Here is an 18,648-nt window from a genome sequence, read left to right as displayed (position 1 = left end):
TCACTCCGCCAGCGCGTCGGCCAGCGGCAGCAGGCGTAGCGCCAGGGGCCCGCGGGCCGTCCGTTCGACCAGCACCAGGCGGGCCGCGGCCCGGCCGGGCCGCGGCCTCCAGCTTCGGCCCACCACGAGTTGTCCGTGCAGGAACGACGCCAGGCTGGCACGTTCCCGCGCGGTCATGCGGCGCTGGGTCCGGGTGTCCGGAACCGCCGCCATCCGGGCGCCGTCCCGGGCCCCGACGACGCAGCCACCCGGGCTCGCCGGGACCAGGGCGACGAGGCACCCCGGGAACCGGTGAAGCAGCCGGTCCACGGCCGCGGCCGCCGGCGCGATCGCCCGCTCCGGCGCCCGGAGGCAGAGCACGTCGGCCCGTTCGGCGCAGCCCGAGGACCGGCCGGATCCGTCGATCTCCACCCGGAGGTGGACGTCGAGCGCGGCCGGCTCCCGTCGCGTCGGCCGCCACAGCGCTACGCGGGCGCACGCCGACCTGTCACGTGTCACGGTCATGCCGCGCCCTCCCTCGTGTCGCGCGTCCAGGCGTCCAGGGACGCGGGGAGCGGAGCGGGCTCCGTGACCGGTCGGTAGGCGGGTTCCCCGATGCCGAGCTGCCGGTAGATGAGCCGGCGCATGCGCTCGTTGAACCGGCCGGGCTCGGAGGTGATCCGCGCGGCGACCGCCGCGTGCTCGGGCCGCCGGTAGACCTCGGCCGCGTAGCGCAGTTGCTCGTCCAGCGGAGTCGTCGGCACCAGCGCCGGCGCGATGCCCGCCAACGCGGCGGCCGGCGAGGCGACGTGCACGTCGGCGTGCGGGTACGCGGCCAGCAGGACCGGCGCCGACGTCACCGTCGCGTACGCGGTGACCGAGCCGTGGTCGCCGATCACGAAGTCGGCGGCGGCCAGCGGCGCCCGCCAGTCCTGGTCCGGCGGCATCACCGCGATGCCCCGCCTGCGGTACTCGGCCAGCCAGGCGTCGATCTGCCACCAGCCGTGCCCGGCCGAGATGTTGGGGTGGGTCGTCACGATCGTCCGGAACCGGTCCGCGGGAAGCTCGCCGAGCAGCCTCGGCAACAGCGTGTCCAGACGGCCGAACGTGCCGGTCTGACCCCAGGTGCACGTCGTCAGCACCAGCTTCTGTTCCGGCCGGAGACCGAGCGCCGCCCGGTACTTCTCGCGCAGGCGCAGGCTTTCCGCCAGCCGGTCGTGGGCCGGATCGCCGATGACCCGGGCGACCTCCAGCGCCTCCGGGCAGCCGCGCGCGAGCGTCGCCAGCTCGTCCCGGTGGGCCAGTCCCAGGACCGCCGGAACGACCCGCCCGTCCCGCACGAGGTTGTCCCGGCTCAGCCTTCCCGGCAGTCGTTCGCGCTGCGCCGGACCGCCGGGCCGGACGCGGCGCAGCTTGTTGGTGCCCGCGCCGTGCGACAGCAGGATCAGCGGGGCACGTATCTGGTCGATGCCCTCGTGGCCGGCGGCCAGGGCCAGGTCGAACTCGGTGCGTACGGCGTCGTCCCAGGGCAGCAACGGGCAGCCCATTCCTTCCAGGAAGCGGACGACCCCCTCGCCGAACGGGTGCGGGGCGACGGTGAACGACACCTCGATCCGCAGGTCGGACGCGAGTAACGGGAACACGTCGAGCAGCCGCTGCACGTACGTCAGCGTCGACACGACGGCGAGAACCTTCTTACAGCCGCGAACGGTGAGCCACTGCTCGCGCTCCAGATGGGTCGGCCCGGACAGGCCGACGACAGCAGACATGATTGATCTCCCACACGCTTTCCCCGAACCCCCCTGATCCGGGACGCGGCCGTGCGTCCGCCGGTGGCGGGCGCGCTGACCGGCCGCAAGAAGGGCATGCCCGGGGCGCCGGACAGAAGCCTTGCAAGAAACTTGCAGTCCTGGTCACACGGCGCGGGTGTGGCTGTCTCGATCGGATCTCAGTCGAGCGATCGTGATCGGATGTTGTCGACGGCAGTCGTGTCGGGGCGCGGTCGACCCGACGCCGTCACGGCGTCGACCAGGACCTCGGACAAGGCCGTACGGCGGGGACGAAATGCCCCGGCGGAGCGACATGCCGCGAACGCGTCGGCACAGCACTGAGGCCAGGTAATCTGTCGTCCCATGACCTGGAACACCATGAAACTCCCTGTCTCCGTGAAAGGAATCGTCTTCGAGGAGGGGGAGGTCTGGCTGCGGAGGAACGAGCGCCAGGAGTGGGAACTTCCGGGGGGAAAGCTGGATCCGGGTGAGCAGCCGGTGGAGACCGTCGAACGAGAACTGAAGGAAGAAATGGGCATGGTCGTCCGGCCGATCGCACCCGTACATGCGTATCGGCATACGATTCCCGGATCGGCCGACGAGGAGAACGGCGTGCTTGTCATCTCTTATCTGTGCGAGATGCTGGACAGCACGGGGGATTTCGAGACCGAGGGAGAGTCGGGCGCGGCCAGCTTCCGGAGATTCGCACTCGACGCGTTGGACGACGGCGTAAGCATGCCACGCTTCTACGTCGAAGCCATCAGGCTGGCGGAATCCGCCGCCCGCTGACTGCGCCGCACCGGCCTCCTGGGCCGGCGACCCACTCGGATCGGGGTCAGCGCGACAGGTGCCTCTTCCATCGGGCGATGGTGTCCTTGTAGTGGCTGGGCATCTTGAGCGTGTTGATCTCCTGGTATTCGAAGACGCCGAGCTTCTTGTGCTCATGAGACAGCCGTGGATCCCTGAGGCCGCGATACTCCGAGCCGTAGCTCACCACGAAGACGTGTCGCTGGGGAAAGATCTCATAAACCCAACTGTCGATGATGGTGGGTTCGTCCAGCCGTTCCGGCTCGAGGTCCAGCTCCTCCTGGGCCTCACGCACGGCCGTGGACTCGGGCGTCTCGCCGACCTCCAGCTTGCCTCCTGGGAGTTCCCACTCGTCTCGCTCGTTCATCAGGAGCGGGATCCTGCCCGCCAGATCGATCACCAGTTTGACGGAAACGGGAAGCTGGTACTCGAAGTATCCGGGGCTTCTTTCCACCAGGTACGGACGCTGTTCGGGGTTCATGGCCGGCTCCGGTTGTGGGTCACGTCTCGATCAGTAGGGCCGTGGCGTCATCGGATCGCTTGAAGTGTTTCGACACGCCGGTAACGTCGGAAGCGCTCCCCTCGTGTTGGCGCAGTGACTCGACGACCGAAGGAAGTCCCCGGCGCAGTGAATCGCGTTTCAGATCACTCCAGCCAGCGTAGAGGCCATAGTCGACGACGGCGCGCGCAAATCCGTCGGTACAGAGAAGAAAATGTCTCTCCTCACGCGTGCTGCCCTTGGCGGACTGGATGACGAGGCGCGCGTCCGGATGCCCGGAGAACACCGACTCGCCCAGGCGTCCCTCAATGTACTGTTGTCTACGCTCGATGATCCCGCGACGGTTCTCCCGACGGTCGGGGCCGCCGTCTCTCCCCTCTCTGACAGCCTGTTCCTCGCGGCGTCCGAAGAAGTCGGTCGACAGTTCCACGGTTCGTGAGCCGAAGGCGAGACACGTGGGATCTCCGATGCGGGCCAACTCCCAACGGTCGTCCCCCAGGAGCAGCAGGCCGACCGAACAGGTCGGATGGATTCTTCCTTCCGGGAATCCGAGAGCCACGATGTCGTCTCTCGTGCGTTCCCACAGGAGGCGCAGAATGCCCTCGACGTCTTCCTTGCCCGTGTGGGAGCCCAGTTCCGTGAGGCGCTCGCCGAGCCTGTCCACCAGCCACTGCACGTCCGAGGCGGCCGGCAGCCGGACGTCCTTCTCCAGGTCTGTTGCCCCGTCGATCACCCATGCCAGCCGGCCCGCGTAGCCGAGCCGATCCTCGTTGAGCCGCTGCCCACCCGGTGATGTCACCTGGCCGATGACCCTCATCAGGGGCGCACCAGCCAGGTCGGAGCGAGGAGACCGATGGACAGAAGCAGGAGTCCAACGCCTGTCGCCAGGAGCGCGCGGCGCCAGTCCCGGCCTCCCATGATCGTGGAGAAGGCTCCGAAGACTATGATCAGCGTGCCCGCCATCGCGCAGATGAGACGCACCCCGGTGGCGCCGGTTGCCTGGCTCGCGATGTTCGCGGTGCTGGCCACGAAGGCGACGACGCCTGCCAGGAGCCCCAGCAGTTCCAGTTGCTGTGTGCGAAACTCGCGCATCTCCCTGCGGAAGTCGTCGCGGGACTTCAACCAGTCCGCCCGCTGCGCGTAGACGTCGATCTTCACCCTCGTGGTCTGGTACTGGGAGATGCGTCGCAGATAGTCCTGTCCGCCCCTCCTTTCGAGTTCGATCGCCCGACGTACCAGGCTGCGAGCCGTGGTGAAATCGCCTCGCAGACACAAGAGACGAGCCTTGGTCTCGAAGTAGTGGGCGACGCGTCCATGAGCGAGGGTGATGGCCCGGTCCACGAGGGACTCGCCCTCGTCCAGGTAGCCGGGGAGTGGCGGGCCCTCACGTCTCTCCAGGTACTCCGCGATGAACTCGGCGAGTTGGTGCTGCACGCCCGGAACATCGGTGAGCAGCCGCGCGGCCTCGCGGGTGTGATCAATCGCCTGAAGCAGGCTGGCAAGCTCGCCCTCCAGCCGCAGCACGACAGCGCGAAAGGTATGGAAGTACGGCTCACCGCCGAACTCCCGCTCGTGCTGGCGAAGAAACTGTCCGTACTCCGTCAGCCGTTCCTCTCTGCGCAGCCGCAGCAGCACCGCGTACAGGGCTGCGAATCGCACGGACGCGGGCTTCGAGGTGTCCTCGCATATCAGTCGAAAGGTCGCTTCCGGGTCCGTGGTGCGTTCGATCACCCTGCGGATGTCCTCCAGAAAGGAAGAGACCGAGGTGGGAGGTAGGGCGGCCAGAGCGCTTTCGACTTCTTCTCGGCTCGAGTAGGGAGGCGGCACGCTCATGAGTCGTCTCCTGGGCGGCTTTCGTCGCGGAGCCGGAAACCCCTGTTCAGCCAGGAACGTGGTGCCTGGGGAGCCAGGAATGCGAGGAGGCGCACACCTTGGCGATTTCCGGAGTAGGCTGACCGTCCGTGCAGGACACGGTGGTTGTGCAGAAGATACCCCTCACCTCGGCGCAGGGGGATCCGGTGCGGCGCGTTGATGGCTCGGACCAGTTCCGACAGAAGAGTCCGGCCGGCGGGCGAGAGAGGCCTGGGAGAGCCGACGCGATCGTTCCGAAACCGGTTGATGCACAGACCTTCGGCCACTGAGACCAGCGGCTGTCTTCCGACTCCCGAACGATCTCTGAGCCACAGTTGCGTCTGCAGCTCCGCCAGCATCTCGTCGCTGTAGTCACGGTAGACGGGTGCGCTGTCCACGAGCAGGGCGTCACCGCCCGTCCGGGAGTCACTCTCCAGGAGGAAGCAGAGAAACGCCGGAGGATGGCTGAGGAAGCTCCGGTCGGTGTGTGGTTCGAGCGCCGATGAGGTGAAACCCCTCAAGGCCGGGTCCTGAATGGCATGATCTCGGGTGCGGATGACGGTCCAGCCGTCAGGTCCAGCATGAGGGTGGCGAAAGCTGCTGAAAAGATGACCAAGCTCCCGAACGAAATCAGCCGGACCTGTCTCCGACAGAAGAATGACGCCATCCGCGTCGAGCCTGGACACGACCTCGCTCTTTCCTAACGGCGTTCCCTGTAAATCGGTGATCTCCATCTGCGGCGGCCCTTCGGACATCGGCGACGATGCTGATGATTTCGTGGTCTGATCATCAGCGCGCGCGATCAACGTCGGATCCTGCGGTAGTTCGGCGTGGGTGGGTGTGGACACCTCATCCGCCCCATGAAGGAACTCGCTTGCCACGCGTACTCCCCGTCCACACGCGGTGTTCGTTCGCTGACGATCACGCTAGCGCATTCCGGTGCCCACTGGCACGGCTGGTCACCGGTACGGTCCGAAAAGGCGACGAGGTCGACATGTCGTCGCTGTGTGGCCTGCCGCCAAGGTATTCACGGCTCACGATCCCGCACGGCACCGCGCGGCCGGCCACGTCCCGGAGCATGTTTTCTCCATTCGCTCTCAGGGATCGTGAGGGGGAAAGCGACACCTTCCGCGGAACGGGATCGTGCGCGGCGCGTCCCGGTTTCCGGGACGCGCCGCGCACGATGTCCCGGGCGGGTCGCCGCCCGGGGGTGTCGTGGAGGCGTCGGGTCAGCCGACGGAGAGGCCGTAGGCGGAGAGGATCTCGGGGAGGGGTTGGAAGAAGCTGGTGCCGCCGGAGGAGCAGTTGCCGCTGCCGCCCGAGAGGATGCCGTAGCCGGTGTTGCCGGCGAAGAGCAGGCCGCCGCTGTCGCCGGGCTCGGTGCAGATGTTGGTCTGGATCAGGCCGTAGACGATGGCGCCGCCGCCGTAGTTGACGGTGGCGTTCAGGCCGGTCACGGTGCCGCCGTGGCAGCCGGAGGTGGAGCCGGAGAACATCACCGACTGGCCCACCGTGGGCGTGCCGATGCTGGTGATGGGAATGCTCTGGCCCCCGCATTTCACCGAACCCGGATGCGGGATGGCGGAGTTGGTGTAACGAATGATGCCGTAGTCGTTGTTCGGGAAGCTGCTGCCCGCCGTCGTGCCGAACGCCGTGGTGCCCGAGGAGTTGGTGTACCACGTGGTGCCGACCTGGGCGCAGTGGCCCGCGGTGACGAGGTAGTAGGCGGAGCCGGAGCGCGCGTTGAGTCCCGCCGAGCAGCGGGAGCCGGAGGCGTAGATCGCCTCGCCGGCCTGGAGCAGCGGCCGCAGCGTGCCGGTCGTGCGTTCGACGGCGAGCGCGTCGGAGAGGGCGCCCGCGTGCCGCTCGATCCGGGCGAGTTCGCGGTCGGAGACGGTGTCGTCGGCCCAGACGCGGAGGGCGCCGGTCTCGTGGTCCACCGCCCATGCGGTGCCGGGGACGTCGGCGTCGAGCACCGCGTCGGCGGCGTCGGCGAGTTGGGCCGCGCTGAAGGTCCGCGCCGGTTGGTCGTCGGCGGCGGCTCCCGCGGGCAGCGCCAGGGCGATCGCGACGGCGAGCAGGGACGCGATCGCGCCCCCGGCGCGGGCCCAGCGGGACCCGGGTCTGATGCGGTGGGGACGTTGGCTGGTCACGGTTCCTCCCGATGGGGTCGGGCCAACGGACGCTGGCCGACAGGCAGATGACACGCGCGCATGACACGCGTAGCGCGCGTGTGGAGAGGCATTCCCACAACCAGGGGATAGTCATGCGCCTGACAATTCTGACGACAGCGCGGTGGGGGCTCCCCACCCCCCCCCCCCCCCCGGGGCGGGGGATCAGGCTGCCGTGGTGAGTTGGGCGCGGCCGAAGAGCAGCGCGAAGCCCTCGGGGAGGGCGTCGACGAGCCGGGTGACCAGGTCGTCCGGCGCGGACGTGGCCAGCACGGTCAGCACCGAGCCGACGTCCCACCGGGCGGTGGCCGCGGTGGCGCCCTCGGTGCGTGCCGCCACGTCGGCCACGAACTCGGCCGCGGTCGCCGGGCGCGTCGCCGCCGGCCGAGTCGCCGGCCGCTCGCTCAGCAGCGGGCCGGCCTCGGTCGGCAGCGCGGTCGCCAGCCGGCGGCGCTCCGGCTCGGCCAACTGGCCGCCCACTGCGGCCAGCACCGCGCGGGTCACCCGCTCGGCCTCGTCCCGCGTGTCGTACATCCCTGACTGCCGTACCTGGTCGATGAAGTCGCTCCAGCGCATGGAACGCGTTCATCTCCTCTCTCTGGGTTCCTGGTGCTCGATGACCGGCCGCGCTGCCGGACAGGGCCTGGCCCCACGAGACCCCGGCCGGCCCGGCCGGGGTCTCGTGGGGCGTGTCGGAGGGCGGTCAGCGGGTCAGCTGCTTTGCGGACCGCCCACCGGTGATCTGGATCTTGCGCGACTTGGCCTGCTCGGCCACGGGGATGCGGAGGGTCAGCACCCCAGCGTCGTACGAGGCGTCGATGCGCTCGGTGTCCAGTGTCTCACCCAGGAAGAGCTGACGGCTGAAACGGCCGGTCGGGCGCTCGGCGACGATGCTCTGGGCGCCCTCGGGGGCGGGCCAGGCGCGCTCGGCCTTCACCGTCAGCACGTTCCGCTCGACGTCGAGGTCGATGGTCTCCGGATCGATACCGGGGAGGTCGAAGTGGACGACGACGTCCCCCTCCACCCGGTACGCGTCCATCGGCATTCCGACGGGGCGGGTCGCGGTGCCGAAGAGCTGCTCGGCGACTCGGTCGAGCTCCCGGAACGGATCGGTGCGCATGAGCATCACGGTCATCTCCTTCCACTGACTGGCGGCGATGCTCGCTGACTGTCTCTTATATACATCAGGGACAGGAAAGTTGACAAGTCGAGACTCAAGGTGGGGAGCGTCGCAGGTCGGAGGGGGTGCAGGGGAGGGGGTGAGGGGTGGCCGTCGGCGTGTTGGCGGGCGCCCGGCGGCGCTCCGCGCCGTGGTCGCTGACCAGTGCTGACGGCGGCGTGTGCGGGGCCCAAGGGTGCTGGGCGGCGAGCGCTGTGCCGCCCGGAGGGCGCATGGAGAGGGATCGAGGAACCGGCGGGAAGGGGAAGGGAAGGGAGAGCGCTCTCTCGACGGGCCCTCGATCAGACATCCGTCCGGATGGGTCTGTGCCGCTACGAGGCGAGACGGCCCCGCGCCGGACCGCCCGCGCCGGACCGCCCGCGCCGGCCGCGGGGTTTCATCGCGCGGCCGCGCCGGGTTGCCAGGGCCGCCGGCCCGCGCCGGCCGCAGGCCACCGCGCCCGCTGTGGGCCCAGCGGGCCCCCGCCCGCGGGCGACCGGGGCAGGCGTGGCGGCGGGTCACCCCGAGCCGGTGAGGCGGGTCCTGGTGCGGGCCGGGGCCGTGGGGGGCAGCGTGGCGAGGATGTCGGCGAGGGTGACTCCGGCGAGGCTGCGGCGCCACGCCTCGTGTGCGTCGGCCATCTTCTCGGCGAGCACGCAGGTCCGCCGGCAGTCCTCGGGGGGCAGCGCGCCGCGGCCCTGCTGCCGGATCTCGCGGCACTCGTACGGGGAGGACTCGCCGTCCACGGCCTCCACGATCCGCAGCAGGGTGATCCCGGCGGCCGGTTCGGCGAGTCGGAAGCCGCCGCGCGGGCCCGTGTTCGCGGTCAGCACGCCCGCCTTGACCAGCAGCTTCAGCTGCTTGACGAGGTACGCCGCCGGCAGGTCGTAGTACTGCGCGAGCTGCGTCGCCGACGCGCTGGCACCCGGTTCCAGCTGCGCCAGCGTCGTGGCGCAGTGCAGGACCCATTCGGTGCTCACAGGCAGCTTCACGATCCCGAGTCTATCGAAGATATTGTGGAGTCATTTAGTCCATGATAAGTTCCCGTCGGGTACCAGGAGGATGGAGAGCAACATGCGGATCGCGGTCGCCGGCGCCACCGGGAACATCGGGTCCCTCACCGTCGCCGCCCTGGAGCGGGACGGGCACGACGTGACGCGGATCAGCCGCTCCCTCGGCGTCGACCTGACCAGCGGGGAGGGGCTCGACGAGGCGCTGGTCGGTGTGGCTGCGGTCGTCGACGTCACCAACGGTCCGGCGACCGGCCGGAAGGAGACGGTGGCGTACTTCGGCGCCACCACCCGGCGGCTGCTCGCCGCCGAGGAGCGGGCCGGGGTCCGGCACCACGTGCTGCTGTCGATCGTCGGGCTCGACCGGGTGGAGGGCAACGCGCACTACGCCGGCAAGCGGGAGCAGGAGCGCCTGGTGGCCGCCGGGCCCGTGCCCTGGACGATCGTGCCGGCCACCCAGTTCCACGACTTCGCCGAGATGGTCGCGGGCTGGGCGGAGCGGGACGGGGCCGCCACGATCGCGCCGCTGCTGGTGCAGCCGATCGCGCCCGCGGACGTGGCCGAGGTGCTCGCCGAGGTGGTGGTCGGCGAGCCGCGCGGACGGTACGTCGACGTGGCGGGTCCGGATCCGCAGGACCTGGTGGACATGGCCCGGCGCACCCATCAGGCGCGCGGCCGGACGGTGCGGCTGGTGCCGACGTGGTCGACGCTCCTCGGCCCGGAGATGGCCGGCGACGTGCTGCTGCCGGGCGAGGGCGCGCGGATCGCGCCCACCTCGTTCGACGCGTGGCTCGCCCAGCAGCGGTAGCGAGCGCTGGTCCACCGGCCCGGGAGCACACGGCCCTTCCGCACCGCGGAAGGGCCGTGGCCGTCCCGGGAGTTCCGGCACGGTTCCGGACCACCGGGTCCCTTGACACCCCGCACCCCCGGCAAGAGACTCGGCGCGACGGCTGAGAGAGCGCTCTCTCAGCCCGGTCCCGCCGACCCGGACGTACGTGGAGCCGCGCCGCACCCGCCCGTTCCGGTCGTGCCCGCGCCTCCCCGCGGCACGCGTCAGGACCGCCCGCGTTCCCGCCGTCACACCCCCCACACAGGACAGGAGATGCCCATGACTCCCGCCCCGGGCCCCGAGGAACCCGCCACGCACCGCCTTCGTTCACCGTCCCTGCGCCGCCGTTCGCTGCTGGTCGCCGGCGCCGCCGCCACCGTTCCGGTCACCGCGGCGACCGCGGCGCGCGCGTACGAGACCCTGGGCTCCGACGGCGCGGCCGCGGCGCCCGCCGCCGCGGCCCCGGCCGACCCGATGAACCCGGACTTCGGCCCCAACGTCCTCGTCTACGCCCCCTCGACGCCGTCCTCGGAGATCCAGAGCCGGCTGGACGCCATCTCCAACGAGATGCACACGAACCAGTTCGGCACCGAGCGGTACGCGATCCTGCTCAAACCGGGCAGCTACGACCTGGACATCAACCTGCGCTTCTACACGCAGGTGGCCGGGCTCGGCCTGTCGCCCGACGACGTCAACGTCAACGGCCACGCGCGGGTCGAGGCGGACTGGCTGCAGCAGGGCGACGATCCGAACAACCTCGGCAACGCCACCCAGAACTTCTGGCGCGGCGTCGAGAACTTCCACGTCACCGTGCCCGCCGGCGAGATCGAGCGCTGGGCCGTCTCGCAGGCCGCGCCGTACCGCCGGATGCACCTGTCCGGCATCGGCGTGCAGCTGTGGAACGGCTACGACGGCTGGGCCAGCGGCGGCCTGATGGCCGACGTGAAGGTCGACGAGTTCGTCGAGTCCGGCTCGCAGCAGCAGTGGCTGACCCGCAACAGCGAGCTGGGCAACTGGAGCGGCTCGGTGTGGAACATGGTGTTCGTCGGCACGGCGGGCGCGCCGCCGCAGAGCTTCCCGAACCCGTCCCACACGGTCGTCGGCAGCACGCCGGTGGTGCGCGAGAAGCCGTTCCTGTACGTCGACGGCTCCGGCGCGTACAGCGTCTTCGTGCCGGCGCTGCGGCAGAACTCGACCGGCACCAGCTGGGCCGGCGGCAACGCGCCGGGCACGTCGATCTCGCTGAGCGAGTTCACCATCGTCCAGCCCGGCACCTCCGTGGCGACCATCAACCAGGCGCTCGCCGACGGCTTGCACCTGATCTTCACGCCCGGCGTGCACCACCTGGACGGCGCGATCGAGGTCACCAACCCCGACACCGTGCTGCTTGGCCTCGGCCTGGCGACCCTGGTGCCGGACACCGGACAGCCGGCGATCACCGTCGCCGACGTGGACGGGGTGAAGCTGGCCGGCCTGCTCGTCGACGCCGGCGAGCAGAACTCGCCGACCCTGGTCGAGCTCGGCCCCGAGGGCTCCTCGGCCGGCCACGCCGACAACCCGACCTCGCTGCACGACGTGTTCTTCCGGGTCGGCGGCTCCCACCTCGGCCGCGCCGACGTCAGCCTGACCATCAACAGCAACCACGTCATCTGCGACCACCTGTGGGTCTGGCGCGCCGACCACGGCAACGCCGGCACCGTCGGCTGGTCGGTCAACACCGGCGCCAACGGCGTGATCGTCAGCGGCGACGACGTCACCATCTACGGCCTGATGGTCGAGCACTACCAGGAGCACAACGTCATCTGGAACGGCGAACGCGGCCGGGTCTACTTCTTCCAGAACGAGATCCCCTACGACCCGCCGACCCAGGAGGCGTGGGGCTCCAGCGGCGGCGGCGCGCTGGGTTGGGCGCCGTACAAGGTGGCCGACAACGTGACGGACCACCAGGCGTGGGGCGTCGGCGCCTACTGCTTCTTCAACGTCAACCCGTCCGTCACCGCCAGCCGCGGCTTCGAGGTGCCGAACGCGCCGGGCGTCCGGTTCAGCGGCATCGTGACCGTCTCGCTCGGCGGCGTCGGCACCATCAACACCGTCATCAACAACACGGGCGGCACCGCCAACACGGCGACCCAGGTGCAGTACGTGGCCAACTACCCCTAGGGGCCGGGGGTAGAGGGCAACCGGCACCCGGGGAGCGGCGCGGCTCGCCCCCCGGGTGCCGGCGCGTGTCCGGACGCGTGTCCGGGCGGGCGCCCGGGAGAAGCCGGTTCCGGAACTCGGCGCCGGCCTTGACGCCTCACCGAGGCGTTCGACCAGCTGACGGCCTCGGACTACGCCTCGCCCTCGCGCGCCCCGAGCCCGCGCGAGGTCGTCGAGTGCGGCTCCTACTCCAACCCCCAACCACGGCCGCACCGACGAGCGCGAGGACGCCATCGCGGCCTACACCAACGCGCTGGCCTGGTACATCACCGAGGACGACCGGTACGCCCGCAAGGCCATCGAGCTCATGGACGCCTGGTCCGCGGTGATCAGGGACCACACCAACAGCAACGCCCCACTGCAGACCGGCTGGGCCGGCTCGGTCTGGCCCCGCGCCGCCGAGATCATCCGCTACGAGTACGGCGACTGGCCGAACGCCGGCCGGTTCGGCACGATGCTGCGCGACGTCTACCTCCCCGAGGTCATCGGCGGCTCGCACAGCAACGGCAACTGGGAGCTGACCATGATGGAGGCGGCCCTGGGCATCGCCGCCTTCCTGGAGGACCGCGCCGCCTACGACACGGCCGTCGACCGCTTCCTGGACCGGGTGCCGGCGTTCCTCTACGTCACCTCGGACGGCGCGCTGCCCCGCACGGTGCCCGGCAGCGGCCTGGACAGCGCGTCCGAGATCATCGGCTACTGGCACGGCCAGACCACGTTCGTGAACGGCCTCGCCCAGGAGACCTGCCGCGACTTCACGCACACCGGCTACGGCATCTCGGCCATCCCGCACTTCGCCGAGACCACCCGCATCCAGGGCGACGACCTCTATCCGCAGATCGCCGACCGGCTGCGCCACGCGCTGGGCTTCCACTCCGGCTACCAGCGGGGCAACGCGGTGCCCTCCTGGCTGTGCGGCGGCTCCGTGGAGCTCGGCCTCGGCCCGATCACCGAGGTCGGGTTCAACGCGCTGAACAGCCGCATGGGCTACGCGATGACCAACACCCAGGCGCTCACCGAACAGCAGCGCCCGGCCGGCACGAACAACCTCTTCGTGGCCTGGGAGACGCTCACCCACGCGGAGAACCCGTACTGACCCGCCGATCCACCGATCCGCCGACCCACCACCGGACCCGAACGGGCCGTCCGCCCCGCGCGGACCGGCCCGTTCCGCGTGTCAGGAGCAGATCTTCCGTCCTCAAGCTGCTCAGTCTGACTAATTAGATGGCGCGAGATGATTGATTCACGCAAATAGCCGGGTGCATGATGACGCGCATGTCTCCGTAGACCCAGGAGGATCAGCGTGGATCTTCAGCTACTCGCGGCACTCGTGCTCGGCATCGCCGCGATCGTCGTCATCGTGCTGCGCACCAGGCTCGACGCGTTCGTGGCCCTGCTCGTCGCCTCCCTCGTGACCGGCTTCGTCGCCGGGGCGTCCGCCACCGACGTGCTGGACTGGATCACGGCCGGCTTCGGCTCGACCCTGCAGTCCATCGGCATCGTCATCGGCCTGGGGGTGGGCATCGGCAAGATACTGGAGGTCTCCGGCGCCGCCGACGCGCTGGCCAGGAGCTTCGTCCGGGCCTTCGGGAAGGGCCGCGAGGAGTGGGCCATGGCCGGCTCCGGCGCGGCGGTCTCGGTGCCGGTTTTCTGCGACTCCGGTTACGTGATCATGAACCCGCTGGCCCGGTCGATCGCCCGCCGCAGGCGCGGCGGATACGTGGCGCTCGCCCTGGCGCTGGGCTGCGGCATGACGCTGACCCACCACCTGGTGCCGCCGACGCCAGGACCGCTGGGGGTGGCCGGCATCCTCGGCGCCGACCTCGGCGCGCTGGTGTTGGCGGGCATGGTCTTCTCCCTGATCCTCCTGCCCCTCGTGGTGATCTACGCACGCTGGATGGGCCCGCGGCTGGAGGCCGACATGCTGCCCGAGGTGCGGGAGGCGGTCTACGGCACCGCGCCGGCCGGGGCCGCGGCCCGGACCCCCGGCACCGGGACGGCCACCAAGGTGGCGACCGGCGGGGACGGTGCGACCGGCGCCGACGGGCCGGACGCCGAGTCGGCCGACCCGCACCCCGCGCTGGGCCCGGCGCCCGACGGGGCGCCGCCGCACCGGGTCTCCGCGCCGCTCGCGTTCCTGCCCCTGGTCGTGCCGCTGCTGCTCATCGTCGCCAACACCGTGACCACAGCGATCGACCAGGACCGGAAGGGCGCGATCGGCAGCGAGGACTACGAACCGTCCCGGTTCGCCGAGGTGCTGGCCTTCGTCGGCGACCCGGTGATCGCGTTGATCATCGGCATGGTCCTCGCCGTCTACGTGCTGCTGCCCCGCTGGACCCCGCGCGAACGCGTCACCGGCTGGCTCGCGGAGGCCGCCGCCTCGGCCGGGCTGGTCATCCTCATCACCGGCGCCGGCGGCGCCTTCGGTTCCGTTCTTCGCGAGACCGGGGTCGGCGACGAGCTGGCCGAGGCCATATCGTCCTGGAACATGCCCGCCGTACTCGTGCCGTTCCTCGTCGCCAGCCTGGTCCGGATAGCCCAGGGATCCGGCACCGTCGCGATGATCACCGCGGCGTCCGTGACCGCCCCCCTCCTCGACGGGCTGGGCATCTCGGCCCTGCTCGCGGCCCTGGCGTGCTGCGCCGGGTCCATGGTGCTGAGCTACTTCAACGACTCGTACTTCTGGGTCGTCACCCGCTTCACCGGGCTCGACGGGATGGCCGCGATACGTGGCTGGTCGGGCATCACCACCACCGTGTGGCTGGGTTCGCTGCCGCTGCTGCTCGTGGCGAGCGTGATCCTGTGAGATCCGCGACCCAGGTGCTGGTCGTGGCCGACGACCTCACCGGAGCCAACGCCACCGCCGCCGGCTTCGCGAGAGCCGGCCTGCGGGCGGTCACGGCCGGCGCCCCGCCTCCCCCAGGCCCTGGAGGCCTGGGCGGTGCCCGCATCCCGAGCACCGGCCCGGACGCCGCCGTGCTGGCGGACTTCGTGGCCCGGTTCGACGCCGTCGTGGTCAACACGGACGCCCGGCACCTGCCGCCCGACGCGGCCGGCGAACGGGTGACCGCGGCCATCCGCGCCGCCTGGCCGGTGGCGCTGGTCTGCAACCGCGTCGACTCCACGTTGCGCGGCAACGTGGGGGCCACCACCGCCGCCGCGCTGCGCGCCGTGCGGGGACTGCACGAGGCGTCGGGTCAGGACGGGCGCCGGGCGGTGGTGCTCTGCTCGCCGGCCCATCCCGCGGCCGGCCGGCACACCGTGCAGGGCCGGCAACTGCTGAACGGCGTCCGCCTGGAGGACACCGAACTGGCCCACGACCCGAGGTCGCCGGTGCCCACCTCCGACATCGCCCGGCTGCTCGCGGCCCAGGCGCCGGGACTGCGCACCGCGCCGGTGCCGCTGTCCGCGGTCACCGGCGATCCCGGCGCGCTCCGCGCCCTGCTGGGGCGGCTGCTGGAGCGCGGCGTCGACGTGATCGTCGCCGACGCCCTGACCGCCGACCACCTCGACCGCACCGCCGCCGCGGCCGTCGCCGCCGGCGGCGACCGCGTCGACTGGCTCGCCGTCGACCCGGGGCCCGGATCCGTCGCCCTGGCCCGGGCGCTCGGCCTGATCGAACACGCCGAGACCGGCCCGGTCCTCGCCGTCTCGGGCTCCACCACCCGACTCACCCGGCTGCAACTCGCCCGGCTCCGCGCCGAGCACCAGGTGCGCGTGGTACGCCCGAAGGTGTCGGGTCTCCGCGACGCCGTGCCCGACGTGGAGGCGACGGCGGCGGCGCTGGAGGGCGCGCTGGCCGCGGCGACACCCGGCGGTGGCACGGTGCTGGTGGCCACCGTCCTGGAGGAGATCGACGTCGTCGACGGCGGCCCCGAACACGCCGACCGGCTGCCCGTCGCGCTGGCCCAGGCCGTCCGCCGGGCGCTGGAACGGCACGCGGTGAGCGGCCTGTTCGCCACGGGCGGCGACGTGGCCACCGCGCTGCTCGCCGAGTTGGGCGCGCACGGCCTGGACATCGAGGGGGAGGTCGCCCCGCTCGCCGTCGCCGGCACGCTGGTCGGCGGCGCGTGGTCCGGGCTGCCCGTCGTCACCAAGGGCGGCCTCGTCGGCGACGCGGACACGACGGCCGACTGCGTGGCCCGGCTCCGCCGGATGGCCGCCGCACGCCGCCGCCGAGTCCGGACGGCCCTGCAGGATGAGCCCGCGGCGGTCCCGCAGGATGGATCCGCGGCGGTCCCGCAGGATGGACCCGTTGCGGACTCGCAGGGTGGGCCCGCGACGGTTCCGGGGGCGGCGCGGCCGGCCGGGTCCTCGGGGGCACCGGCGGGTGGTCCCCCGGGGCCGCCGGAGGCAACTCAGCGCCATCCGAACACCGACCCGCAGACCCCGAGGAGCACCCCATGAACGACCCCGTCCTGGCCCTCACCCTCGGCGACCCCGTCGGCATCGGCCCGGAGATCACCGCCCGCACCCTCGCCGAGGTCGCCGGCGAGGACGGCCACCACGGGGTGGCCGTCGGCGACGCCGAGGCGCTGCGCCGCGGCGCCCGGGCCGCCGGTCTCGACGTGACGGTGCGGGAGGTCTCCGACTTCGCCACCCCGCCCGCCGGGCCCGGCGTCATCGACGTGCTGGACACCGGCGTGCTCGGCGCGGACGTCCCCGCCTGGGGCACCGTGGACGCCCGCGCCGGGCGGGCCGCGGTGGCCGCCATCGAGACGGCGACCCGGGCGGCGCTGGACGGCGCGGTGGCCGGCGTGGTCACCGGGCCGATCAACAAGGAGGCGATCTGGCAGGCGGGTTCGAAGCACCTCGGGCACACCGAGATGCTCGGCGAGCTGACCGGCGTGACCCGCCAGGACACCATGTTCGTCGTGCGCAACACCGAGGTGCCCGGCCACCACCTGCGGATCTTCTTCACCACCCGGCACGTGTCGCTGCGGGTCGCGCTGGACCAGATCACCCGGGAGCGCGTCGGCCGGTCGATCCGCGAGGCGGCCACCGCGTTGCGGATCTTCGGGACCCCGGAGCCCCGGCTGGCGGTCGCCGCGCTCAACCCGCACGGCGGCGAGAACGGCGCGTTCGGCGACGAGGAGATCGAGCACATCGGCCCGGCCTGCGACGACGCGCGCGCCGAGGGTCTCGACGTGTCGGGTCCGGTGCCCGCCGACTCGGTGTTCCACCAGGGCCTCACCGGCCGCTTCGACGGGGTGCTGTCGCACTTCCACGACCAGGGTCACATCCCGGCCAAGACCTACGACTTCAACGGCACCATCTCCGTCACCGTCGGCCTGCCGATCCTGCGCACCTCCGTCGACCACGGCACCGCGTTCGACATCGCGGGCAGTGGGAAGGCCGATCACGGCACAATGCTCTCGGCGTACCGGGCGGCGGTGGAGTACAGCCCCTCGGTGCCGACGATCCGCACGACGTACGGCGGGAACGCCTGAGGACCTGAGGGGAGGGGTTCGGTGGATCCGGTGGCACGTCCCGCGGTGCGGCGCGGCACCCGCGCCCGGCACGAGGCGCTGCTGAAGTTGCTGCGCGGCGGCACCACCCGCGTCGAGGAACTCGCCGACGCGCTGGGCGTCTCGCCGTCCACGGTCCGCCGCGACCTCGGCCGGCTGACCCGGGACCGCAAGGTCGCCAGGACCTACGGCGGCGCGCTGGTGCCCGAGGCGTTCCACGAACGACCGGTGTCCGAGAGCGCGCTGCTGCGGCGCCAGGCCAAGGCGGAGATCGCGGCGACCGCCCGGTCGTTGGTGCCGCGGACCGGCGCCGTGTTCGTGGACGCCGGCTCCACGTGCACCGCCCTGGCCCGGCATCTGGCCGCCACCGGCGCGGCCGGTGCGGCGGCGGGCGAGGCGTCGGGCGGCGCCCCGCGCGGCGGTCTGGTGGTCACCCGCGGTCTGGAGACGGCCAGCGCCCTGACCGGCGCCCCCGGCTACGACGTGCTGCTGCTCGGCGGGCGGATCCTGCCGCTGAGCCACGGGCTGATCGGCCCGTTGACCGATCTGGCCCTGGAACGGCTGTCCTTCGAGGTGGCGTTCCTGGGCGCGGACGCCGTGGATCCGGAGCGCGGCGTCGGCGAGCCGACGCTGGAGGAGACCGCGGTCAAGGAGCGGGTCGCCGCCCGCTCCCGCCGCGTCGTGGTCCTGGCCGACGCCACCAAGCTGCGGATCCACGACGCCCCGGCGTGGACCCGGCTGCCGCCGGGCTGGACCCTGGTCACCGACGCCGACGCGCCCGCCGACCTGGAGTCCCGCTGCGCGCTCGCCGGGGTGACCCCGCTGCGCGCCCCCCGGCTACCCGAACCGCGCCAGCGCGCCTAGCGGTCAGTGGTTGTCCTGGGGCGGCGGCCGGCGCCGCCCCAGG

At 71.7% G+C, this 18,648-nt stretch carries 17 protein-coding genes and 1 pseudogene; 8 read left to right on the top strand and 10 right to left on the bottom strand.

Annotated features, from left to right (window positions below; translation table 11 throughout):
- Together ABGB06_RS04850 and ABGB06_RS04845 are read right to left on the bottom strand one after the other, a co-directional pair.
- The gene (locus ABGB06_RS04850) at positions 1-504 is read right to left on the bottom strand and encodes a hypothetical protein (protein ID WP_347585617.1); all 504 of its coding nucleotides are present in this window, start codon (positions 502-504) and stop codon (positions 1-3) included.
- Complete coding sequence (locus tag ABGB06_RS04845) at positions 501-1,748, bottom strand: hypothetical protein (RefSeq protein ID WP_347585615.1); 1,248 nt, start codon at positions 1,746-1,748, stop codon at positions 501-503. Before ABGB06_RS04845 ends, ABGB06_RS04850 begins: the two co-directional genes overlap by 4 nt.
- Positions 1,749-2,111: 363 nt before the next feature.
- Between ABGB06_RS04845 and ABGB06_RS04840 the strand changes: the two genes are divergently transcribed.
- Positions 2,112-2,537 (top strand): NUDIX domain-containing protein, encoded by a 426-nt coding sequence (locus tag ABGB06_RS04840; RefSeq protein ID WP_347585613.1) that lies wholly within the window; start codon positions 2,112-2,114, stop codon positions 2,535-2,537.
- 46 nt (positions 2,538-2,583) lie between these two features.
- Here ABGB06_RS04840 and ABGB06_RS04835 read toward each other — a convergent pair whose 3' ends face one another.
- The 8 genes from ABGB06_RS04835 to ABGB06_RS04800 form a co-directional block, all read right to left on the bottom strand.
- Complete coding sequence (locus ABGB06_RS04835) at positions 2,584-3,036, bottom strand: NUDIX hydrolase (protein WP_347585611.1); 453 nt, start codon at positions 3,034-3,036, stop codon at positions 2,584-2,586.
- Between the two features lie 19 nt (positions 3,037-3,055).
- Positions 3,056-3,871 (bottom strand): hypothetical protein, encoded by an 816-nt coding sequence (locus ABGB06_RS04830; RefSeq protein WP_347585609.1) that lies wholly within the window; start codon positions 3,869-3,871, stop codon positions 3,056-3,058.
- Positions 3,871-4,887: a hypothetical protein gene (locus ABGB06_RS04825; protein WP_347585607.1), complete on the bottom strand. Its 1,017-nt coding sequence runs from the start codon at positions 4,885-4,887 to the stop codon at positions 3,871-3,873. The genes ABGB06_RS04830 and ABGB06_RS04825 overlap by 1 nt, the downstream gene beginning before the upstream one ends.
- A complete protein-coding gene (locus ABGB06_RS04820; protein ID WP_347585605.1) occupies positions 4,884-5,786 on the bottom strand; it encodes a TauD/TfdA family dioxygenase in 903 nt (300 codons plus the stop codon). Before ABGB06_RS04820 ends, ABGB06_RS04825 begins: the two co-directional genes overlap by 4 nt.
- Positions 5,787-6,134: 348 nt before the next feature.
- Positions 6,135-7,034 carry a S1 family peptidase gene (locus ABGB06_RS04815; RefSeq protein WP_347586544.1) on the bottom strand — a complete coding sequence of 300 codons (900 nt, stop codon included), beginning with the start codon at positions 7,032-7,034 and terminating at the stop codon, positions 6,135-6,137.
- Positions 7,035-7,241: 207 nt separating this feature from the next.
- Positions 7,242-7,652 carry a DUF2267 domain-containing protein gene (locus ABGB06_RS04810; RefSeq protein ID WP_347585603.1) on the bottom strand — a complete coding sequence of 137 codons (411 nt, stop codon included), beginning with the start codon at positions 7,650-7,652 and terminating at the stop codon, positions 7,242-7,244.
- A 127-nt stretch (positions 7,653-7,779) separates the two neighbouring features.
- Complete coding sequence (locus ABGB06_RS04805; RefSeq protein WP_347586543.1) at positions 7,780-8,202, bottom strand: Hsp20/alpha crystallin family protein; 423 nt, start codon at positions 8,200-8,202, stop codon at positions 7,780-7,782.
- A gap of 551 nt (positions 8,203-8,753) precedes the next feature.
- Positions 8,754-9,227: an Rrf2 family transcriptional regulator gene (locus ABGB06_RS04800; RefSeq protein WP_347585601.1), complete on the bottom strand. Its 474-nt coding sequence runs from the start codon at positions 9,225-9,227 to the stop codon at positions 8,754-8,756.
- A gap of 82 nt (positions 9,228-9,309) precedes the next feature.
- Here ABGB06_RS04800 and ABGB06_RS04795 point away from each other — a divergent pair, with 82 nt between their 5' ends.
- From ABGB06_RS04795 to ABGB06_RS04765, 7 genes and pseudogenes are all read left to right on the top strand, one after another.
- Positions 9,310-10,053: an NAD(P)H-binding protein gene (locus ABGB06_RS04795; protein ID WP_347585599.1), complete on the top strand. Its 744-nt coding sequence runs from the start codon at positions 9,310-9,312 to the stop codon at positions 10,051-10,053.
- Positions 10,054-10,353: 300 nt separating this feature from the next.
- On the top strand, positions 10,354-12,234 hold the full coding sequence (locus ABGB06_RS04790; protein WP_347585597.1) for a coagulation factor 5/8 type domain-containing protein: 1,881 nt from the start codon (positions 10,354-10,356) through the stop codon (positions 12,232-12,234).
- A 144-nt stretch (positions 12,235-12,378) separates the two neighbouring features.
- Positions 12,379-13,369, top strand: a pseudogene (locus ABGB06_RS04785) (alginate lyase family protein); the annotation flags it as partial.
- 207 nt (positions 13,370-13,576) lie between these two features.
- Positions 13,577-15,079, top strand: a complete 1,503-nt coding sequence (locus tag ABGB06_RS04780) for a GntP family permease (protein WP_347585596.1) — start codon at positions 13,577-13,579, stop codon at positions 15,077-15,079.
- Complete coding sequence (locus ABGB06_RS04775) at positions 15,076-16,680, top strand: four-carbon acid sugar kinase family protein (protein WP_347585595.1); 1,605 nt, start codon at positions 15,076-15,078, stop codon at positions 16,678-16,680. The genes ABGB06_RS04780 and ABGB06_RS04775 overlap by 4 nt, the downstream gene beginning before the upstream one ends.
- Positions 16,677-17,723, top strand: coding sequence for a 4-hydroxythreonine-4-phosphate dehydrogenase PdxA (gene pdxA, locus ABGB06_RS04770; protein ID WP_347585593.1), 1,047 nt, complete (start codon positions 16,677-16,679; stop codon positions 17,721-17,723). The genes ABGB06_RS04775 and pdxA overlap by 4 nt, the downstream gene beginning before the upstream one ends.
- Positions 17,724-17,744: 21 nt before the next feature.
- Entirely contained in the window at positions 17,745-18,605 is an 861-nt protein-coding gene (locus ABGB06_RS04765) for a DeoR/GlpR family DNA-binding transcription regulator (protein WP_347585591.1), read from the top strand.
- Positions 18,606-18,648 lie beyond the last annotated feature (43 nt).

Source organism: Streptomyces sp. B6B3, assembly GCF_039871525.1.
Classification (GTDB): domain Bacteria; phylum Actinomycetota; class Actinomycetes; order Streptomycetales; family Streptomycetaceae; genus Streptomyces.
Note: the sequence above shows the minus strand (reverse complement) of the source record. Positions and strands in the feature narration are given on the sequence as shown.